The organism is Pseudomonas nitroreducens TX1 (assembly GCF_000313755.1).
GTDB classification, from domain to species: domain Bacteria; phylum Pseudomonadota; class Gammaproteobacteria; order Pseudomonadales; family Pseudomonadaceae; genus Pseudomonas; species Pseudomonas nitroreducens_A.
On record NZ_AMZB01000116.1, the window covers coordinates 51,449 to 72,127 of the forward strand.

Annotated in this window: 18 protein-coding genes and 1 tRNA gene; 12 read left to right on the forward strand and 7 right to left on the reverse strand. The window is 62.6% G+C overall.

Annotated features, from left to right (window positions below; genetic code table 11):
- The first annotated feature begins 408 nt into the window (after positions 1-408).
- Positions 409-3,597 carry a beta strand repeat-containing protein gene (locus C167_RS0116045; protein WP_017519302.1) on the forward strand — a complete coding sequence of 1,063 codons (3,189 nt, stop codon included), beginning with the start codon at positions 409-411 and terminating at the stop codon, positions 3,595-3,597.
- Between the two features lie 81 nt (positions 3,598-3,678).
- Here C167_RS0116045 and glp read toward each other — a convergent pair whose 3' ends face one another.
- Together glp and moaB are read right to left on the reverse strand one after the other, a co-directional pair.
- Entirely contained in the window at positions 3,679-4,893 is a 1,215-nt protein-coding gene (gene glp, locus C167_RS0116050) for a gephyrin-like molybdotransferase Glp (protein ID WP_017519303.1), read from the reverse strand.
- On the reverse strand, positions 4,890-5,429 hold the full coding sequence (gene moaB, locus C167_RS0116055) for a molybdenum cofactor biosynthesis protein B (protein WP_017519304.1): 540 nt from the start codon (positions 5,427-5,429) through the stop codon (positions 4,890-4,892). Before moaB ends, glp begins: the two co-directional genes overlap by 4 nt.
- A 70-nt stretch (positions 5,430-5,499) precedes the next feature.
- Here moaB and mobA point away from each other — a divergent pair, with 70 nt between their 5' ends.
- From mobA to C167_RS0116070, 3 genes are all read left to right on the forward strand, one after another.
- Positions 5,500-6,084, forward strand: coding sequence for a molybdenum cofactor guanylyltransferase MobA (mobA, locus tag C167_RS0116060; protein ID WP_026079100.1), 585 nt, complete (start codon positions 5,500-5,502; stop codon positions 6,082-6,084).
- Positions 6,085-6,178: 94 nt separating this feature from the next.
- Positions 6,179-6,400 carry a YgdI/YgdR family lipoprotein gene (locus C167_RS0116065; protein ID WP_017519306.1) on the forward strand — a complete coding sequence of 74 codons (222 nt, stop codon included), beginning with the start codon at positions 6,179-6,181 and terminating at the stop codon, positions 6,398-6,400.
- Positions 6,401-6,545: 145 nt separating this feature from the next.
- Positions 6,546-6,622: transfer RNA gene (locus C167_RS0116070), tRNA-Pro, on the forward strand.
- 170 nt (positions 6,623-6,792) lie between these two features.
- Here the strand turns inward: C167_RS0116070 and C167_RS0116075 are convergent.
- Together C167_RS0116075 and C167_RS0116080 are read right to left on the reverse strand one after the other, a co-directional pair.
- Positions 6,793-7,032: a glutaredoxin family protein gene (locus C167_RS0116075; protein ID WP_275590564.1), complete on the reverse strand. Its 240-nt coding sequence runs from the start codon at positions 7,030-7,032 to the stop codon at positions 6,793-6,795.
- 27 nt (positions 7,033-7,059) lie between these two features.
- The gene (locus C167_RS0116080; protein WP_017519308.1) at positions 7,060-7,617 is read right to left on the reverse strand and encodes a TetR/AcrR family transcriptional regulator; all 558 of its coding nucleotides are present in this window, start codon (positions 7,615-7,617) and stop codon (positions 7,060-7,062) included.
- Positions 7,618-7,792: 175 nt separating this feature from the next.
- Here C167_RS0116080 and C167_RS0116085 point away from each other — a divergent pair, with 175 nt between their 5' ends.
- The 3 genes from C167_RS0116085 to C167_RS0116095 all read left to right on the forward strand — a co-directional run bounded on the left by C167_RS0116085 (position 7,793) and on the right by C167_RS0116095 (position 10,787).
- Positions 7,793-8,389, forward strand: a complete 597-nt coding sequence (locus tag C167_RS0116085) for a glutathione S-transferase family protein (RefSeq protein ID WP_017519309.1) — start codon at positions 7,793-7,795, stop codon at positions 8,387-8,389.
- A gap of 82 nt (positions 8,390-8,471) precedes the next feature.
- On the forward strand, positions 8,472-9,338 hold the full coding sequence (locus C167_RS0116090) for an MBL fold metallo-hydrolase (RefSeq protein WP_017519310.1): 867 nt from the start codon (positions 8,472-8,474) through the stop codon (positions 9,336-9,338).
- Positions 9,339-9,515: 177 nt separating this feature from the next.
- On the forward strand, positions 9,516-10,787 hold the full coding sequence (locus C167_RS0116095) for an OprD family porin (protein ID WP_017519311.1): 1,272 nt from the start codon (positions 9,516-9,518) through the stop codon (positions 10,785-10,787).
- Positions 10,788-10,852: 65 nt separating this feature from the next.
- Here C167_RS0116095 and C167_RS0116100 read toward each other — a convergent pair whose 3' ends face one another.
- Complete coding sequence (locus C167_RS0116100; protein ID WP_017519312.1) at positions 10,853-12,061, reverse strand: ammonium transporter; 1,209 nt, start codon at positions 12,059-12,061, stop codon at positions 10,853-10,855.
- A gap of 403 nt (positions 12,062-12,464) precedes the next feature.
- Here C167_RS0116100 and C167_RS0116105 point away from each other — a divergent pair, with 403 nt between their 5' ends.
- The 5 genes from C167_RS0116105 to C167_RS0116125 all read left to right on the forward strand — a co-directional run bounded on the left by C167_RS0116105 (position 12,465) and on the right by C167_RS0116125 (position 16,172).
- On the forward strand, positions 12,465-12,782 hold the full coding sequence (locus C167_RS0116105; RefSeq protein WP_017519313.1) for a DUF883 family protein: 318 nt from the start codon (positions 12,465-12,467) through the stop codon (positions 12,780-12,782).
- 15 nt (positions 12,783-12,797) lie between these two features.
- Positions 12,798-13,178 carry a phage holin family protein gene (locus C167_RS0116110; RefSeq protein ID WP_017519314.1) on the forward strand — a complete coding sequence of 127 codons (381 nt, stop codon included), beginning with the start codon at positions 12,798-12,800 and terminating at the stop codon, positions 13,176-13,178.
- Complete coding sequence (locus C167_RS32635) at positions 13,175-13,522, forward strand: hypothetical protein (RefSeq protein ID WP_037006178.1); 348 nt, start codon at positions 13,175-13,177, stop codon at positions 13,520-13,522. Before C167_RS0116110 ends, C167_RS32635 begins: the two co-directional genes overlap by 4 nt.
- 82 nt (positions 13,523-13,604) lie before the next feature.
- On the forward strand, positions 13,605-14,771 hold the full coding sequence (locus C167_RS0116120; RefSeq protein WP_017519316.1) for an EAL domain-containing protein: 1,167 nt from the start codon (positions 13,605-13,607) through the stop codon (positions 14,769-14,771).
- Between the two features lie 69 nt (positions 14,772-14,840).
- Complete coding sequence (locus tag C167_RS0116125) at positions 14,841-16,172, forward strand: deoxyguanosinetriphosphate triphosphohydrolase (RefSeq protein ID WP_017519317.1); 1,332 nt, start codon at positions 14,841-14,843, stop codon at positions 16,170-16,172.
- A 14-nt stretch (positions 16,173-16,186) separates the two neighbouring features.
- Here the strand turns inward: C167_RS0116125 and C167_RS0116130 are convergent, their stop codons facing one another.
- Positions 16,187-19,831: an ATP-binding protein gene (locus C167_RS0116130; protein ID WP_017519318.1), complete on the reverse strand. Its 3,645-nt coding sequence runs from the start codon at positions 19,829-19,831 to the stop codon at positions 16,187-16,189.
- A gap of 8 nt (positions 19,832-19,839) precedes the next feature.
- Positions 19,840-20,466, reverse strand: a complete 627-nt coding sequence (locus C167_RS0116135; RefSeq protein WP_017519319.1) for a response regulator transcription factor — start codon at positions 20,464-20,466, stop codon at positions 19,840-19,842.
- Positions 20,467-20,679 lie beyond the last annotated feature (213 nt).

Genomic DNA, 20,679 nt, shown 5'->3' on the forward strand with positions numbered 1-20,679 from the left:
ATCTGTCGGATTCCCCCCTCGCTTTCGTCAAATCCCTGTCGAAACGACGAGCACCCTGATGGCATTGAGCTACCGTCTGAAGTCAGTACAGACCTGTTCAGGTTCGGGACTTCGAACATCCCGTGCCTCCCAGAAGGTCTGGAGCGAGCGGAGAATCAAGATAACAACGACCTGATGGATGCATGGATGGGAGGTTTCAACGAGCCTTGGCATCGTTCGGTGCACGGAACTCCGGGTGACGCAAGGTCGCCCTGCACTGGCGCCATCGCTCGACACGCCTGCCGCCCTCTGGCGGCATCAAAGGCTCCTGCCCCAGAACCCGCAGGCTCCCGACTCAGGGACTGATTGACCGCGAGCTTGATATAGAGGTTGTCCGAGGCGTGTCAGCTCTGAACTGAGGGATAAATCATGGGCGAGTCGTATCAGTGGGATTTCGGTTCGGTTGCATCCGGCCTGCAATTCAAGATCGTTTTCGACGGCACCGGCTTCACGGTGACCTGCACATCCGGCTATCTGGATCTCAACGCCCTCTGGTTCTCGGACGGCGACAAGAGTGCCGAGGGGACGGTTACCCTGGCCAAATCCGATAACAGCCTCAACATGAACGGCACCGGTATTACCTGGGATGACGTCTACAAGGTTTCCAGCACCGGGCTTGGCTCTACGGGCACGAACAAGGCCAGCTTCCTCACCGCCGGCGAGTCGATGTCGTTCTCCCTGGCGACGCTCGACCTGCCGGAATCCATCAGCGCACTGCTGGCCAATCCCACACTGCTGACCATTGGCGTGCGGGTCACCAGCGACAGCTCGACCAGTGGCGAGGGCAAGTATGTCGACACCAGCGGCACGCTGATCTCGAGCGTCAACCATGCGCCGACCCTGGCCACCGTCAGCAATGGCACGGTCACCGATACCGCGGGGGACGACAGCTTTGCGAACGTGAGCGGGACCCTGCACGGCAGCGATGCCGACGGCAACCCGGTGAGTTACAAACTGGCGGATTCCAGCGCCTCGAGCGGCACCGGGGACAGTGCCGGCTTCAACGTGCAGAAGAGTTCGGACTACGGAACCTTCTACCTGAATACCGCCAGCGGGGCCTACAAGTTCGTCGCCAACGATGCCGCGGTGGAGGGCCTGAAGACCACCCAGACCGCAGACTTCACGGTCAGCGCGACCGATGGCGTCGCCGATAGCGCCACCCAGACCATCAGCATCAGCCTGAACGGCGTCAACGATACCCCCGAGCTCAACGCCTCGCTGACCGCCTTCACCTTCATCGACACCTCGGGGAACGACAGCTTCACCAGCGTGACTGGCCAACTGACCAGCACGGACCGCGACGTCGGCGATACGGCGAGCTATGCCATCGATGACAGCAGTGCTGCGACCGGGTCCTTCGATGTGAACGGCCACGTCTATCAACAGAAACTGGTCGGCAACTTTGGCACGCTCTACCTGGACACCAGTGGCGCCTACGAGTACGTCCCCAACGACTCCGCCGTCGAAGCGCTGGAGGCAAGCACCAGCGAAAGCTTCACGCTCAAGGTGACCGATGACTCGAATGCAACCGCCACCAAGACCCTGACCATCAACCTGACCGGGGCCGAAGATGCGCCGGAGGTGACGGCGGTAGTTGCGGGTTATGCCGACACAGAGGCCGACGACACCTTCGCCGATACCACCGGTACGCTCAACGTCAGTAGCCGCGACGGTGACACCAGCTTCACCTTCACCCTGTCGGGCAGCAGTGACTCGGTGCTATCGGGTTACGACCGACAGGACACCAGCAGTGCCTTCGGCACGCTCTACCTGAACAGCACCAGTGGCGCCTACAAGTTCATCGCCAATGACGCAGCCATCGAAGCGCTCGAAAGCGGCAGCATTCCCAACGCGGTTTATCACGTCACCGCTGCTGCCGACGGTGTGACTTCGGCGGACCAGACCATCACCATCACCTTTGCAGGCGCCGAAGACGCCCCGCTCGTGGCGCCCGTGCTGGAGTCCTATCTCGATACGGCCGCCGACGACACCTTCGCCGACAAGACCGGCACCCTGGACGTCACCAGCCGCGACGGCGACTCCAGCTTCACCTTCGCACTGGCTGGCAGTAGCGCGACGGGACAACTGGACTATGACCTGAAGAACGCCAGCAGTGGTTACGGCACCCTGTACCTGAACAGCAGCACGGGCGCGTACAAGTTCGTTGCGAACGACGCGGCCATCGAAGGCCTGGAAAGTGGCAACAACCCGAGCGCGATCTATCACGTTACCGCTGCAGCGGACAACGCGACCTCGTCCGACCAGACCATCACCATCAACCTCAACGGCGCCGAAGATGCACCGGTGGTGGCTCCCGTGGTGGCGAGCTACACCGACACGGCCGCCGACGACACCTTCACCGACAAGACCGGCACCCTAAGCGTCACCAGCCGCGATGGCGATTCCAGCTTCACCTTCGCTCTGGCTGGCAGTAGCGCGACGGGACAACTGGACTATGACCTGCAGAACACCAGCAGCATCTTCGGCACGCTGTACCTCAACAGCACCAGCGGCGCCTACAAGTTCGTGGCCAACGACGCAGCCATTGAAGCGCTGCAGCCCGGCAGCAATCCAAGCCTGGTGTATGCCGTCACAGCCTCCGCTGACGGCGCGACCTCGGCCAGCCAATCCATCACCCTCGGCATTACCGGCGGCAACGATGCGCCGCGCGACCTGACGCTGACGGCGGACACCTCCAACGCCTTCATCACGGGCAATGGCGTGCCCGGCAACAACGGAGCTATCGGCACCATCAGCGTGACCGCCGGCTCCGACCCGGACGCGGGTGGCAGTTATTCCTTCAGCCTCTTCAGCGCCAAGTCCGGCGCCCTGGGCGCGGCAAGCATCAGCACCGATGCCAGCGGGCTGTTCGCCGTCAGCAGCGCGGGAGCGCTCAGCAGCACAACGGGGCTGGCGTCGGGCACCATCTACGAGGTGACGGTCCAGGCAAGCCAGGGTTCCGGTGCGACGCTTGCCACCTACAACGAGACCTTCAGCGTCGTCACTGGCACCAACGCCGGGACGGAAACCCTACCCGGCGGGGGGTACGACTTCAGCTCGGGCGACGATGTCATCTACGGCCGGCAGAACGTCGACATCATCCTTGCCGGTTCGGGCGACGACACCGTGTTCGGCCAGGACGGCAACGACGAGATCCATGGCGGCACCGGCATCGACCTGCTGTTCGGCGGCAAGGACAACGACTCTTTCGTGTTTTCCACCGGCAACACCGGCATCACCCTGGCAACCGCGGATACCATTGGCGACTTCAACTCGGCGAACGACACCATCGTCACCTCGCTGGCTGCGGGCAACGTCACCATTGCCAATGGTTCCTCGTTGTCCGACTTCAATGCCTTCGTCGCCGCCGCAAACGCATCGATGGCGACGGGCACGGCAACCAGCGGTTCTTACATGGCCTGGAACGCTGCGGGCACGGGCAATGGGTGGCTGGTCATCGACGAGAACCACAGCAACTCGGTGGACAGTGGCGACAGCTTGATCGTGCTGACCGGGGTGAACACGGCAACTGGGTTTGCAACGACCGATATCGCCTGAGCCCTGGTGGAGGAACCCGCAAGAACAAACGGGGCCGCGTTCTGCGGCCCCGTTTGTTTCCGGCTGATACCGGTCGGCCGGTTAGTCGAGCAACTCGCTGAACGGGATGAAGACCAGCCAATCGCCTTCAACCAGCGTCGTTCCCTCGCGCACTTCTGCCAGTCCCTCGGCCCAGGCGGCGCTGCGCAGTACACCGGAACTCTGGTTGGCGAAAGGCACAGCACGGCCGTTCTCCAGTCTTGCACGCAGGTACTCGCGGCGATTGCCTGGCTTGGTCCAGTTGAAGCCAGCTGGCACCTGCAGGCGTAAAGGCTCGACCTTCTGCATACCGAGGCGACGCATCAGGTAGGGTCGCGCCAGCAGCGCGAAGGTCACCAGGGTGGACGCCGGGTTGCCCGGCAGCCCGATCACCGGCACCTGCTGATACTGGCCCACGGTCAGTGGCTTGCCCGGCTTGATCGCCAGTTTCCACAGCGCCAGCTCGCCCGCTTCACGCAGGGCCGCACCGAGAAAATCCGCCTCGCCGACGGAAACGCCGCCGGTGGAAAGGATCAGGTCAACATTCGACAACCCGGCCAGGGCCGCGCGTGTGCGCTCCAAGTCGTCCGGAAGGATGCCGGCGTCCACCACTTCGCAACCAAAGCGCTGCAGCCAGGTGCGCAGCAGGTGCCGGTTGCTGTTGTAGATCTGCCCGAGCGCCAGCGGCTGGCCCGGTTCGACCAATTCATCGCCGGTGGACAGCAGCGCCACGCGCGGGCGGCGACGCACACTCAATTCGGCATGACCTAGCGATGCCGCCAGACCGATCTCGATCGGCCCCAGGCGCGTGCCGGCGGGCAGCACACAGTCCCCCTTGCGGGTTTCCTGGCCCTGCGGGCGTACGTGCTGTCCGGCCTTGAGTGCCTCGAGGAAACGCACGCGGCCGTCCTCCAGCACTTCGACGTTTTCCTGCATCTCGACGCAATCGGCGCCCTCGGGTACCGGCGCACCGGTGAAGATGCGCACGCAGGTGCCCGGCACCAGCGGTTCGCCCGCCTGCCCGGCGAAGATCTTCTGGCTGACCGGCAGCGCCTCGCCCTGCCAGTCGGCCTGGCGCAGCGCATAGCCGTCCATGGCGCTGTTCGGCCACGGCGGCAAGTCCAGTCCGGCCAACAGGGGCTCGGCGAGCACGCGGCCGTCAGCCTCGCTCAGCGACAGGGTCTCGGTATCGAGGATCGGCGCCTGCTCCGCCAGGCTCAGCAGGCGCGCCAGGGCGTCCTCGACCGGCAGCAGTCCCGGCTTGTCGCAGCCGCTCATCCGCGGCTCTCGCAGGGCGCCGCCTTTTTCAGGTGCGGAGCGAAATTGCAAGGGCGGTGGCTGGCGTCAAGCTGCTCGCCGAGAATACCGTCCCAAGCGGTGCGGCAGGCGTTGGTGGAGCCCGGCAGACAGCAGACCAGGGTGCCGTTGGCGAGGCCGGCCAGCGCACGGGACTGGACAGTGGAGGTGCCGATGTCGGCCACGGAAATCTGCCGGAACAGCTCGCCAAAGCCGTCCACTACCTTGTCCAGCAGGCAGGTTACGGCCTCCGGGGTGCTGTCGCGGCCGGTGAAGCCGGTACCGCCGGTAACCAGCACGACCTGCACTTCGTCTTCGGCAATCCAGGTCGCGACCTGGGCGCGGATGCGGTAGAGGTCATCCTTGAGCAGGACGCGGGCCGCGAGGTTGTGGCCCGCGGCCTTCAGGCGGTCGACGAACAGCTGGCCGGAGGTGTCGGTTTCCAGAGTGCGGGTATCGCTGACGGTGAGGACGGCGATGTTCAGCGGGACGAATGGCTGCTCGGCCTTGTGGCTCATGATGAGGGCCCTTGCTTGTGAGGTTGGAATGCGCGGTGTTATATCACAGGCCCGCCCTGGAGACCCTGACATGCCACAAGCCCCGCTCCCCCCCTGCTCCGTCCTGATTCTCGCTGGAGGACGCGGCCAGCGCATGGGCGGCCAGGACAAGGGCCTGATGGAGTGGCAGGGCCGCCCGCTGGTGAGCTATGCGGCCGCCCTCGCCCGCCCATTCAGCGACGATCTGATTATTTCCTGCAACCGCAACGCGGACGTCTACGCCGGCTTCGCCGACCGCCTGGTACAGGATGACAGCACGGACTTCCCCGGCCCGCTGGCCGGTATCCGGGCAGGCCTGGCCATCGCGCGTCATTCGCACTTGCTGGTTCTTCCCTGCGATGCGCCGCGCCTGGATGCCGAGTTGCTGCAGCGCCTGCTGCGCGCATCGGCCGCAGAGCCGGACGTCGTACACATGCTGCGCTGCGGCACGCAGTGGGAGCCTTTGTTCAGCATCATCCCAGTGGCGATGTGCGCGTCGATAGAGGAAGCCTGGAACCAGGGCGATCGCAGCCCCCGTTACGTTTTCTCGAAACTGGGCCTGCAAGCGGTGGATTGCCCAGCCGACGACCCACGCCTGGCCAACCTGAATACCCCGGAGCTGCTCTATCGCGCCTGATAGCAACGCATTCGAAAATTTTCCGGGAACTATGCCGTAGTCCTCCCGGTCAGACTTTTCGTACTTTTTTGTTCGCTCATCAGGAGATTCACTAATGAACAAACGGATGCTTCCCGCCTTCCTGCTCGCCCTGGGCTTCGGAGTGCTCGCAGGTTGCTCCACTCCGTCGGTCATCACCCTGAACGATGGTCGCGAGATTCAGTCGGTCGACAAGCCCAAGTACGACGAAGAATCCGGCTTCTATGAGTTCGAACAGCTGGATGGCAAAACCGCCCGTGTGAACAAGGATCAGGTACGGACCGTCAAGGACCTCTGATTCTCCCGGTGGTGAAAACGCCCCGCAGGCCCCTGATCGGTCTGCGGGGCGTTCGCGTTTCCTGGGGCGGGAAAATCTTTTTTCAGAAATTTTTCGCTAACCCCTTGTGCATCAAAAGTTTTTCGGTAGAATGCGCGCCATCAAACGGAGCGTAGCGCAGCTTGGTAGCGCGTCTCGTTCGGGACGAGAAGGTCGCTGGTTCGAATCCAGTCGCTCCGACCAAATCCCGAAAACCCGCCTAACAGCGGGTTTTTTATTGCCTGCGATTTTTCCCCTGATGTGAGTCCGCAGGCACAAAAAGCCCGTCGCAAGGACGGGTTATTTTCATGGGCAATCCCCCGCTGTCGCACCGGCGCCGCTCAAGGCTGAGCGGCGCTTGAGCCCGCAGTGCCTCAGCGACTGAGGAAAGCGGCGACCTGCTCGGCGTCGAACGGCCAGTTGAGTTCGGCGCCAGAATCGCAACGACGCAACACGGGGATAGTCAGGCCGTACTGCTCGACCCAATCCTCGCGGTCGGCGATGTCCACCAGTTCGACCATCAGGCCATGCTCGACAAAGGGCATCAGCACCGCTTCGGCCACTTCGCAAAGATGGCAGCCGAGGGTGCCGAAGAGCTGGCATTCCGGCGGCAGGTTGGGCTCCTTGATTGGCGACATGCTTCAGACTCCGGCGTGCTTGAGCAGAGTATCGGCCACGGCACGGGCCTCGCGCCCCTGATGCGCCGGCCCCTGCATGTGCGCCATCACCAGCACGCCCTCAAGCAGGTATTGCAGTTGCCGAGCCAGCGCTTCCGGCTCCGCTGCGCCGAGTCGCGCCAACTGGGCGGCAAAGAAACGCCCCAGGAAAGCCTTGTGCTCGGCGGCCTGCTGATGAATGGGGTGTTCGCGATCATGGAATTCACCGGCGGCGTGGATAAAGGCGCAGCCGCAGAAATCAGGGGCGTTGAGCACTTCCTGCAAGCCGTCGAAAACCGCCAGGATCGCCTCGCGGGGCGCCAGAATGCGTTCGGCCACCTCCATGCGTTCGACCATGCGGACGTGACGCTCTTCCAGCGCGGCCATGATCAGCTCGTCCTTGGACTTGAAGTGCTTGTACAGCGTCATTTTCGCAACGCCCGACTCGGCGAGGATCCGGTCGATACCGGTGGCGTGGTAGCCCTCGCGGTAGAACAGATCCTGTGCGGTGGCGAGCAGCAGCTCGCGTTTGCTGGATGCCATGGCATTCCCTCCTGACCGGACATTATGCGCGAGGCTCGACGCCCAGGGGAGCCGGACAATTGCAGGGCGACAGCGGATCCGATTGGCCGGCAATCATTTCGCTTGAACTATACAGACCTGTCTGTCTAATATCTACCACATCGCCGTCCCGGCAACATCGCAAAGGACTCACGCCATGAAACTCCACGACGTCGCGCTTTCCGGTAATTGCTACAAGGTTCGGTTGTTTCTCGGGCTCATCGGGCAGAGAGCCGAGCTGTTGCCGGTGGACCTGATGGGCGGCGCGCACAAGCGCCCGGCCTTCCTGGCGATCAACCCGCGCGGTCAGGTGCCGGCGCTGGAGGATGGCGAGCTGCGCCTTGGCGACTCCCACGCCATCCTCGCTTACCTGGCCCGGCAGTACGCCGAGCCGCACTGGTACCCGCAGGATGCCATCACCCAGGGGCGCATCGCCAACTGGATGAGCTTCTCGGCCAACGAGGTGCAGCACGGCCTGGCGATGGCCCGGGTAATCCAGCTGTTCAAGCGCCCCGGTGACCTGGCCGCCGCCCAGGCCAAGGGCCGCCATGCCTTGGAACTGCTCGATGCGACGCTGGCCGATCACCGCTGGCTGGCGCAGACCGACAGGCCGAGCATCGCCGATATTGCCATCTATCCCTACGTCACCCTGGCGCCGGAGGGCGGCCTGGAGCCGTGCGGCTATCCCTACGTGCAGGACTGGCTGGCCCGTGTGCGTGCCCTGCCAGGCTACGTCGCGCAACCCGCCTTCTGACGCTCATCTAACGCCCTGTTGATTGCCCGCGTCGTCGTTCAAGCGGCGGCGCTCCCCTTCGCTTCAGAAAAAGGAAAATCCGATGCGTCTCCCATCCCTGCTGCTGGCCGGGCTGTTCGCCCTCACCTGTCTGAACCTCCAGGCCGCGGACCTGCGTTTCTCGCTGATCCGCACCTCAGGCATCACCACGCTGGATGCGTTGACCGTGGCAGGCGGCGACTGGACGAGAAAGGTTCCGATGAACCACACCGCCGTGCTGGTCCAGCACCATGCCGCCACCTTGCTCTTCGATACCGGTCTGGGCAGCCAGGCGGACGCGCAGTTCAAGCAGGACATGCCCTGGTGGGACAAGCCACTGTTCCGTTACGAGGGCCTGAAACCCGCGCGCGATCAACTGCAGGGCAGCGGCATCGCCATCGACCGGATCATCCTGTCCCATGCCCATTGGGACCATGCCTCAGCCTTGTCGGACTTCCCCGAAGTCCCGGTCTGGGCAACCTATGAAGAGATCAACTACGCCCATATCGCCCAGCCGCCGGCGGTGTTCCCCAGCCAGTTCCGTCATCCGGTGAAATGGGTGCCCTTCCAGTTCGAATCCGGCCCTTTCCTGAGCTACGACCGCAGCCTCGACCTGTTCGGCGACGGCAGCCTGGTGCTCGTACCCATGGGCGGCCATACCCCTGGGGCGGTGGGTCTGTTCATCACCCTCGACGAGGGTCGGCGCTACTTTTTCAGCGGCGACACCACCTGGCGGCTGTCCGGCTTCACCGGCCCCCACGAAAAGTTCTGGATCAGCCGCAACATGGTGGACAACAACCGCGAGCAGACCCTCGCCGAAGTGGCCCGCGTGCATGAACTGATGCTTGCCCATCCAACGCTCACCGTTGTGCCCGCCCACGACGCTCAAGTGCAGGACAAGCTGGGCTACTACCCCCACTGGGTGCAGTGAAAGCCACGCCAGTCGCCGATTGGCGCTTCAATAGCCCGCTTACCAATCAGCGACTAAGGTCTAAGAGTCGTCAACATTCGGTAATGATTTAGTAGATAGGCTGTAACAGATTGACATGCCGGCCCTGATCCAGTCGGCATCATCAAACTGCCCCAAGCGCTCGAGGAGACAATAACAATGAGCAAGACCCCGATCGCCCGTGCCGTGGCCTTGGCCACGCTGGGTACCAGCTTGACCGTTCCGACCATTGCCCATGCCGACTTCATCAAGGACAGCAAGGCCACCGTCGAACTGCGCAACTTCTACTTCAACCGCGACTTCCGCCAGGACAGCCCGGCCCCTAGCCAGAACAAGGCCGAAGAATGGGCACAGGGCTTCATCCTCAAATACGAATCGGGCTACACCGACGGTACCATCGGTGTCGGCGTCGACGCCCTGGGCACCCTGGGCCTGAAACTCGATTCCTCGCCTGACCGCAGCGGCACCGGCCTGCTGCAGCGTTCCTCCAGCGACAAGCGCGCCGAAGACAGCTACGGCGACCTGGGCGTTACCGCCAAGCTTCGCGCCTCCAAGACCACCCTGAAGGGCGGCACCCTGATGCCGAAGATGCCGGTGGTGCAATTCAACGACACGCGCCTGCTGCCACAGACCTTCAGCGGTTTCGCCCTGAACTCCGCGGAACTCGAGGGCCTGACCGTCGACGGCGGCCGTCTCTACCAGGTCAACCAGCGCGACTCCTCGGACTACGAGGACATGACCATCACCGGCGGCGGCAAGCGCAACATCAAGTTGGGCGATAGCCTCACATCCAACAAGTTCCTGTTCGGCGGCCTCACCTACAAGTGGACCGACAGCCTGAGCACCAGCTACCACTACGGCGGCCTGGAAGACATCTACAAGCAGCACTACCTGGGCCTGATCCACGTGCTGCCGATTGCCGATAAACAGTCGCTGAAGTCCGACATCCGCTGGGCCAAGTCCGATGACGATGGCGGCAGCAACGTCGACAACAAGGCGCTCAACGCCATGTTCACCTACGCCCTGGGCTATCACGCCTTCGGCGTCGGCTACCAGAAGATGAGCGGCGACACCGGCTTCGCCTACATCAACGGCACCGACCCCTACCTGGTGAACTACATCCAGATCGGCGACTTCGCCAACAAGGACGAAAAGTCCTGGCAGGCACGCTACGACTACAACTTCGCCGGCCTCGGCATCCCCGGCCTGACCTTCATGACCCGCTACGTGAAAGGCGACAACATCGACCTGATCACCACCGACGGCGAAGGCAAGGAATGGGAACGCGACACCGACATTGCCTACGTCTTCCAGGACGGCCCGCTGAAGAACCTGGGCGTGAAATGGCGTAACGCGACCATGCGCACCAACTACACCAACGATTACGACGAAAACCGTCTGATCGTCAGCTACACCATGCCGCTCTGGTAACCCGCACGGCATGACGAAAAAGCCCGGCATCTGCCGGGCTTTTTTTGCTCCTAAGGCCTTGCGTCCTAGTCCTGGCTGAGCGCCCCGATCTTGTGGATCGACAGATCGGCGCCGTAGTACTCCTCCTCCTTCGACAGACGGATGCCCACAGCCGATTTCACCAGGCCATACACCAGCAGGCCGCCGGCGAACGCCACCGCCACGCCCAGCAGCGTACCGATACCCTGGCTGGCCAGGCTGACCCCACCCAGCCCGCCCAGCGCCTGCTGACCAAAGATGCCGCAGGCAATGCCGCCCCACGCGCCGCACAGACCGTGCAGCGGCCAGACACCCAACACATCGTCGATCTTCCAGCGCACCTGAGTCGCGGTGAACGCCCAGACAAACAACGCGCCCGCCACCATGCCGGTGGCCAGGGCGCCGATGGGATGCATCAGGTCGGAGCCGGCGCAGACCGCCACCAGCCCGGCCAGCGGCCCGTTGTGCAGGAAGCCCGGGTCATTGCGACCGACCAGCAGCGACGCCACGGTGCCGCCGACCATCGCCAGCAGCGAGTTCACCGCCACCAGCCCACTGGCTCCCGCCAGCGACTGCGCGCTCATAACGTTGAAGCCGAACCAGCCGACAATGAGGATCCACGAACCCGCCGCCAGGAACGGAATGTTCGACGGCGCGAAAGCGACCAGGCGGCCCTCTCGATAACGACCATTGCGCTGCCCCAGAAGAACCACTGCGGCCAGCGCCAACCAGCCGCCAAAGGCATGTACCACTACGGATCCGGCGAAATCATGGAAGGCAGCACCGAACTCTGCCTTCAGCCAGTTCTGCAAGCCGAAGTTTCCGTTCCAGATCAACCCCTCGAAGAACGGATAGACGAAGGCCACGATCAGCGCAGTCGCACACAGTTGCGGACCAAACTTGGCACGCTCGGCAATGCCGCCGGAAATGATCGCGGGAATCGCTGCGGCGAACGTCAGCAGGAAAAAGAACTTCACCAGCGCGTAGCCGTTTTCGTTCGCCAGCGTCGCCGCCGGCTGCAGGAACGTGACGCCGTAAGCTATCCAGTAGCCAACGAAGAAATATGCAAGGGTTGAGATGGCGAAGTCCGAGAGAATCTTCGATAGGGCATTCACCTGGTTCTTCAGGCGCACCGTGCCCACTTCGAGGAAGGCGAAGCCCGCGTGCATGGCCAGCACCATGACCGCGCCGATCAGAAGGAACAGCGTGTTGGAACCGTGGACCAGCGTCTCTACGGCACTATTGAGGTTTTCCATCACTACAGGCAGCCCCGGAGGTTGGGGAAAGCACCAAAACGGCTCGCGGCACCCCGGGATCGCACCACGCTGAAGCAGCGATGCACCACAGAGGAGCCGAGTGCTGGTTCAGATTGGTCCACAGACCATCCGACCCGCTTCGCAATTTCCTGTACTTCCTTATGTTTTTCAGTGGTTTGAGCTTATTTTTCCGGCCATTCACCGCACCGGAACCGCCCCGCCATGGGGCGCTCGGCACTCCATGCGCACCAGAGAAATGCAAGCGGCATACCAGCACTCCCCTGATCCGCGGCTAGGCTTTAGCTCGCATCTGCCCCGCGGCCGGGGGGTGAATTTATGAGAAACTTTCCCGGACCCGCGGGGTTCGAACCCTAGGAACCTCAACCAGCACAAGGAGCATCACATGCCTCGCAAGACCGCAGTGAACGCCGCCAAGGACGAACTCCTGGCCGAATTCCAGGCCCTCGTCAGCGACACCGAGAAACTGCTGCAAACCTCGGCCGAGCTGGCAGGCGCCGAAGCCGACCAGATGCGCGAGCAGATCCACCAAAGCCTCAAGCGCGCCCGTGAGGCCATTTACTCCACCAAGGACTCGGTCCGCGACCAGGGCAAAGCCGCCGTCGATGCCACTGAGGAATTCCTGGGAGAACATCCCTGGCAAGCGGTGGGCATCGCCGCCGGTGTCGGCTTCCTTCTCGGGCTGCTGGTCAGCCGGCGCTGATCCATGAGCGAGCCCATGGACGCCGGGCCGAAAAACCCGGCCAACTCCCCTTCCCTGCGGCGCTTCGGCGCCGCAGTCCTCGGGCTGCTGCACGGGCACGTCGAGTTGCTCGGCATCGAACTGCAGGAGCAGAAGACCCGCACAGTGAAGATGTTGCTGATGGCCGGCCTGGCGCTGGTCTTCGCGCTGTTGCTGCTGGTCGCCCTGTCGGTGCTGGTGCTGATCATCTTCTGGGACAGCTATCGCCTGCAGGCGGCCATCGGCCTGTGCCTGTTCTATATCGGCGGTAGTCTGCTGTGTGCCTGGCGCCTGCACCTGCTGGTCACCGACGAAGGCTCGCCATTCAATGCCACTCTCGAAGAGCTGGCCCGTGACCGGGAGCGACTGCTGCCATGAGTGAAATGCCCGACGCCCGCAACCTGAGTCGTGCGGAGCTGCGCAAGGCCATCGTTCGTCTGCGCCTGGAAATGCAGCGCCAGCAGATTCGCCAGGAAGGCGAATTGCTTCTGCACCCGCTCCGTCAGGCCCGCAGCCTGGGTCAGAATGTGCGCAGCAGCTTCAGCAGTAGCAGCACCCCGCTCTGGGGGGCTGGCGGCGCTGCGGCTCTGGCCCTGCTGTTCGGCCGCAAGCGCCGCTGGGTGCGGTTGCTGCGCGTAGGACTCGCCCTTGCACCGATCATCCTGCAGATGCGCAGGAAGCCCGACCACCAGAACCCTCCCGCCCCCACGACACACCTCTGACGTCCAGACTGGCCACATTCTTGCTAAGTGACAGGAAGCCGCGCTCCGGCGCGCTCCTGTCACGCCACTAAGGATGTGTCCCTTGATCGACGGGCAACCAATCGCCTGCTTCCAACCCTTCATCGACACCGCGACCGGGCTCATCGCCGGTGTCGAAGCACTGGGGCGCTTGCGCCAGGACAACGGCGACCTGCAATCGGTGGGCCCCTTGTTCTTCAATCCGCGGGTCGGCCTGGCCGAACTTCGCCGGCTCGACCGACAGATTCGCGATGCCGCTCTCGCCCGCATCCACGAAGCGCCCAAGGACTGGTTCCTCAGCCTGAACATCTCGCCACGCTGGATCAGTCGCCTGCGCCCGAACCAGCCCCTGCCGAGTCTCAAACAACTGCAGCAGCAAGGAGTGCCGCCGGAGCGCGTGGTCTTCGAGATCACCGAATTGGGCGGCGCCCATCAGCGTCTGCCAGAGGTTGTGGCACGCTACCGGGATGCCGGTGCGCGTATTGCCATCGACGACTTCGGCGCCGGCTACTCGCAATTGGATCGTGTACTGGCGTTGCAACCGGACATCCTCAAGCTGGACATGCGTCTGTTCCAGGAAGCTGCCCGCGGCGGCCCCAGCGGCGAAGTGGTGAAGGCCCTGGCGCAGATGGCGGAAAAGACCGGTTGCTGGATCATCGCCGAGGGCGTGGAAACCGAAGAGGAAATGGATTTCGCCCTGGAGTGCGGCGCGCGCTACGTACAAGGCTTCCTGTTCGCCAAACCGGCGCTGGAATTCCCGACCAGCGATGCCTTCCGCGAAGCCTTCGCCCAACGCCGCGATCACTACGTGCACCGCAAGCTGCATGAGCGCGCCAACCTCATCCACCTGCGCCAGCAACTTTCCGAACTGATGAACATGCTGCGCCCGTGGGCCGAAGGCGGCGCCATGCTCAGCAGCCTGCCGCCGGCGCCGGAATCCTTCAGCCGCCTGCTGCGCATCTACCAATGCGACCGCCATGGCACCCAGACCTCGCCGAACCTGGAATGGAACGGCCTGTTCTGGAAGGAGAACCGTCGCTACCTCGGGCACAACTGGTCATGGCGTCCCTATTTTTATCAGTTGCTCGCAGAAGGCTGGGAAGAGCGCCGCCTGACACTCTCCAACACCTACCGCGACGCCACCACCAACCAGTACTGCATGACCGCCGGCCAGTTCATCGACGAGGGTCGACGCCTTCTGCTCATCGACATCGACGCCGAAGGCCTCTAGCGCCACGATTGAGATTGCCGACGCGAACAGCTAGCGTTGCCGGTAACACTTTTGCTCGCGGATTGAAGAATGGATTGGCACACCCTGCTCCCCCGGGAGCGCCTCGGCAAACCCGTGCACAGCAGCACCGAGCTGGGCCGCAGCGCCTTTCACAAGGACCACGATCGCATTATCTTTTCCGGCGCCTTCCGCCGCCTCGGGCGCAAGACCCAGGTACATCCGGTATCGAGCAACGATCACATCCACACCCGCCTCACCCACTCGCTGGAAGTCGGCTGTGTCGGCCGCTCGCTGGGCATGCGCGTCGGCGAGATCATCCGTGATCGCCTGCCGGAATGGTGCGACCCGGCGGACATGGGTGTGATCGTGCAGTCCGCCTGCCTTGCCCATGACATCGGCAACCCGCCCTTCGGCCACTCCGGCGAGGACGCCATCCGCCATTGGTTCCAGCAGGCTGCCGGGCGCGGTTGGCTGGATGGCATGAGCGAGGAGGAACGCTCGGATTTCCTGCACTTCGAAGGCAACGCCCAGGGCTTTCGTGTGCTCACCCAACTCGAATACCACCAGTTCGATGGCGGTACCCGACTGACCTACGCAACGCTGGGTACCTACCTGAAGTATCCCTGGACGGCGCGCCACGCTGACTCCCTGGGCTACAAGAAGCACAAGTTCGGCTGCTACCGCAGCGAGTTGCCGCTGCTGGAGCAGATCACCCAGAAGCTGGGGATGCCGCAACTGGAGGACGAACGCTGGGCGCGCCACCCACTGGTGTACCTGATGGAAGCGGCGGACGACATCTGCTACGGCCTGATCGACCTGGAAGACGGTGTGGAAATGGAGCTGCTCGATTACAGCGAAGTGGAAGCGCTGCTGCTTGACCTGGTTGGCGACGACCTGCCGGAAACCTACCGTCAGCTCGGCCCGAAGGACTCCCGCCGGCGCAAGATGGCGATCCTGCGGGGCAAGGCCATAGAACACCTGACCAATGCCGCTGCGCGGGCCTTCGTCGAGCAGGAACCGGCCCTGCTCGCAGGCACCCTGCAGGGCGATCTGGTGGAGCACATGCATGGCCAGGCCAAGCGCTGCGTGCAGCGAGCCAAGGGTATGGCGCGGGAAAAGATCTTCCAGGACAAGCGCAAGACGCTCCATGAGATCGGCGCCTACACCACCTTGGAAATCCTCTTGAATTCCTTCTGTGGTGCCGTGCTGGAACAGCACCGCCAGCGTACGCCGTCGTTCAAGAACCAGCGCATCCTCGACTTGCTGAGTCACTATGCACCGGACCCGAGTTGGACGCTCTATCGCTCCTTCTTGCGCGTAACAGACTTCATCGCCGGCATGACCGATAGCTATGCCACCGAAATGGCTCGCGAGATGACCGGCCGCTCCAGCCCAAGCTGAAGCGGCCGTACAGGCTAGGCGGCCAGCTTGCGCAGTTGCTGCTGCAGATCATCCTGCAAGGCCGCCATCGCTTGCTCAACCGCCATTGCCCGATTGCGCAGCTCCTTGCTGTCGAGGCCACCCTTGCAACCCTCTTCAAGCTTGCCGCAAAGATCCTGCAGCGTGTCCGCGTTGACCAGCCGAGCCGCGCCCTTGATTCGGTGCGCGAGGTCAGCCAGTTGCTTCCAGTCGCCCGCCTCCCACAGCGGACGGACCTGATCGATATCGATGCGGTTGCTGCTGTGCAGCTCCTCCAGCAGGCGGCGAACCAACCCAGGGTTTCCGCCGGTCATTTCCCGTAAGGATTTCAGATCGAAACCGTCGGCTCGCTTTTCCTCTTCGGCCGCGGGGCCATCGTCATCGATTGAAATCCTCGGCACCACTTCCAAGCGCAATCGCAAGTTGTCCAGGCCAATAGGTTTGAACAGACAGTCGTCCATACCGGCGCGCCGACAGTTCTCTATCTCGTCAGGCTGGGCGTTGGCCGTGAAACCGAAGATCACACACGGCTCGGCTTCCATCTCCTCTTCCAGTTCACGGATTCGCCTGGCCAGTCCGTAGCCATTGAGCACCGGCATGTTGCAGTCGGTGATCACCAGGTCGAAGTCGCCTGGATGCCATAGCTGTAGCGCCTGGGCACCGTCAGACGCCACCTCGACCCGGTGTCCCAGGTGTTCCAGTTGCTGAGTCAGCAACATCCGGTTGGCAGCATGGTCATCGACCACCAGCACCTTCAGCGAATGGAGAGTACCGGCGACAGCCGCGACGGGGCCAACCTCGCATTCCGGCAAGCTTTCGAGAGTCTGCAGCAACAGCCGCACCGTGACCGTGGTACCGGCTCCCGGTCTGCTTTCCATGCGCACCGTGCCCCCCATCATCTCCGCCAGCTTGCGGCAGATGGTGAGCCCCAGTCCTGTGCCGCCACGACTTGCACCCGCACTGCGGACAACCTGGCTGAATGGCTCGAACAACTGGCGCTGCTCATCTTCGGAAATACCGATTCCGCTGTCCTGTACGCTGACCTCCAGTGCCAGCCGCTCGCCGGCGACGCGCTTGCCATGGACCCGGATCTTCACATGCCCGAAGTCGGTGAACTTGATGGCATTGCTGACCAGATTCGACAGAATCTGCTTGAACCTCAGCGGGTCGATCAGCACATCGCAGGCGGCGTCCGCCTCGATTTCCAATCTGAGCTCCAGCGCCTTCTGTCGCGCCAGTCCATCGAACACACGCGCCACGGATTCCACCAACTCACGCAAATGAGCACGCTCGGGCATCAGCGTCAGGCGTCCGGATTCGATCTTGGCCACGTCGAGAATGTCACCAATCAAGGTCAACAGCGACCGTGCAGAATCGTAGGCCACCTCGACCGGCTCACGCTCCCAGTACCCCTGGTCGGCGCGGGTCAGCGCAAGTTCCAGCAAACCGATCACTGCGTTCATTGGAGTGCGGATTTCATGGCTCATGGTGGCGAGGAAGGTGCTCTTAGCACGGTTGGCTTCTTCGGCCTGCTCCTTTGCCGCCTCGAGCTGATGGTGCAACCGCTCGCGTTCGGTGACATCGATCCAGCCCGTCACCACGCCGGATATATCCCCACCGGGCCCATGGTAAGGGGTGGCCCAGTAATGAATTTCCCGGACCTCGTTCCGCATGTGCAGGATCAGGTCGGACGCCACCTTTGCGTCCTGCTCCATGGCCTGCTGATGGATCTGCTGCAACGCTTGCGCATCGCCCGCCTCCAGCCAGGAACAATCCACGACGCGCGAACCATCCACCGACTGGCGGGACATCCCGGTCACCTTGAGGAAGCCGATATTGCAGGTAACCAGCCTCCCCTCGCGATCGCGCACCGCTACAGGCTGGGGAATGCCATCGATCAAGGCACGCTTGAACTCGAGACGATAGCTGAGCTCTTTCTCGGAATCCCGGCGCCGACGCATCTTGCGCCATAGCCACCCATTCCAGAACAGCACGGCGAGCAGCGCCAGAGCCGCGCCCCATGCCAGCCGGATGAACTGGGTACGGTAGCCTTGCCAGACGCTGTCCGGCCGTTCCACGCCAAGGGCCCAGCGCGTGGTGATGTTGCTCAGTTCCTCGGGCGAAATGGCCAGGATTGCCTTGTTGAGAATACTCAGAAGTTCCGGTTCCGACTGGGACACCGCCAGCGAGAACTGTCCAGGCTCCCGGTCCAGTGCCAGGGCGATTCTGAGGTCCGGGTAAAAGCGGGATATCAGGTAGTTGGCGGAGGACATCAGATGAACACCGGCATCCACCTTCCCCTCGCTGATCATCGCAAGATCGTCGACGTTGTTCTCCACCTCCACCAGCTTGGCCAACGGGTGATGGGTGCGCATGAAGTCCACGACGATGGAGCCTTTGGGGACCGCAACGCTGCGTCCGTCCAGATCGCTCAATGAGTTCAGCCACTCGCTCTTGCCCGAGGCAACGACAACGAAAGACGCCGCCATGTACGGCCGGGTGAAGCCCAGCCACTCCTCACGCTGCGTGGAGGGCACCAACGCTGCGATGACATCAGCCTTGCCTGTGCGCAACTGATCCAGCATCGCCGGGACACTGGGCATCGGGAGCACTTCGAAATCGATGCCCGTGCGACTTTGAACAAGGTCCAGCAGATCAGCGGCGATGCCACGGAACTGTCCCTGGGTGTCAAAGAACGACACCGGAGCCAGGGCCTGATCGATCAGCACTTTCGGATGCGGATGGCGCGCCAGCCAGCGCTGTTCCTGGGGAGTCAGGATCAATTGCTGGCTGGAGATGAAACTGGTGCCGCCGGGGCTCCAGCGACGCTGGATGACGTTCTCGACCTGTCTTGGAATGGCGCCCAGGGTACGGTCGAGGATATTCAGCAGGGTGCGGTCGGCCCCATCCACCGCAAAACTGAAACCTTCACCATTGAAGTTGGCGAAGTTGAGCAATTTGAGGTTGGCCAGATAGCCCTGGCTGATCAGGTACTGGGCGCTGAAGGCATCGCCCACGAACAGGTCCGCCTGACCAAAGGCGACAGCTTCCAGTGCGCGACGCACGGAATGATAGGTTTGCACGGTGGCGCCAGCGAAGTACTTGTCACGCTCTTCCGCTGGGAAGTAATCGTCGACTACCGCAATGCGCTTTCCCACGAACGGTTCCGCGCTTTCCAGGCGAGCGGTTTCCGGACCGACCACCACAGGCTGGTTGGTGAAGTAGGGAACGGACAACGCGATACCAGGCCGCGCGCCCTCGTAACCGGTGGCTCGGCTCAACAGGTCGATATCGCCACGCGCCAGGGCAGCGATCGCCGCATCGCGGTCAGGGTAGCGCCGCACCTCCATCCGTACATTAAGGGTGTCGGCAATGATCCCGCTCACATCGGCAGTGATACCTTCGAGGTCCGTTCCGCTTCCAGTGATGTCGAACGGGGCGTAGTCGGGCGCCGTCACGCCCAAGCGCAGCGTCCGTTTGTCACGGAGCCAGTGCCAGTCGGAATCGCTGAGTCGCACCTTGACCGGCTCGTCCGTGGAACGAGCCAGCAGGTTCATATCGGTCCAGTCGTGCTGCTCCGCCGTCACCCATCCGTAACAGATGAATAGCAACACACCAATGAGCATGCGGAAGCGGAACATCACACACCTCAGACCAGCGCGTTCCGCTTGGCGAACTCAATCAGGTCGACCAGCGAATGAGCATTCAGTTTCAGCAGCAGACGGGTCTTGTAGGTGCTGACCGTCTTGTTGCTGATGAACATTTGCTCGGAGATTTCCTTGTTCGAATAGCCATTGGCCAGATACTGCAGCACGGCCATTTCACGGTCGGAGAGGCGCTGGATAAGCTCCTGATCATCCATCTGCCCGTTGTTGCGGCGGGTCTGGCGAACCGCCGTGCTGGGGAAATAGTTGTATCCGGCGACCACGGCGTTGACCGCGCTGATCAACTCCGCCAGGCCGCCCTGCTTGCAGACGAAGCCCGACGCACCGGCCTGCATGCAACGCATGGCGAACAGCGAGGCACTCTGTCCAGTGAGGACCAGGACCTTGAGCGGAAGCTCGAAAGCGGAGATACGGCTGATGACCTCCAGACCATCGAGCCGGGGAATGCCGATATCCAGGACGACGAGGTCGGGGACAAGATCCTTGACAAGCGAAAGCGCATCCACACCATTGTCGGTTTCCCCAACGATGACATGGCCTTCCTTTTCCAGCAGTACACGCATCGCCATGCGAATGACCGGGTGATCATCGACAATAAGAACTTTGCTCATCAAGCTTCCTCCCGAAGACTCATTGAAATAAGACATCCCTCGGTAAGATATATGCCAAGCCTATTATGTCGAGATTGAACCCCCTCATTATTGGGCAATAGAGGACTTTCCTACGCAACAACTAAACAATTCCTACAAGCAACTCTTAACACCGCCCCTCCGCCGACCATTCCGCAAGAAAATTCCGACACGAAAGAGTAGAAAGGCTGACTT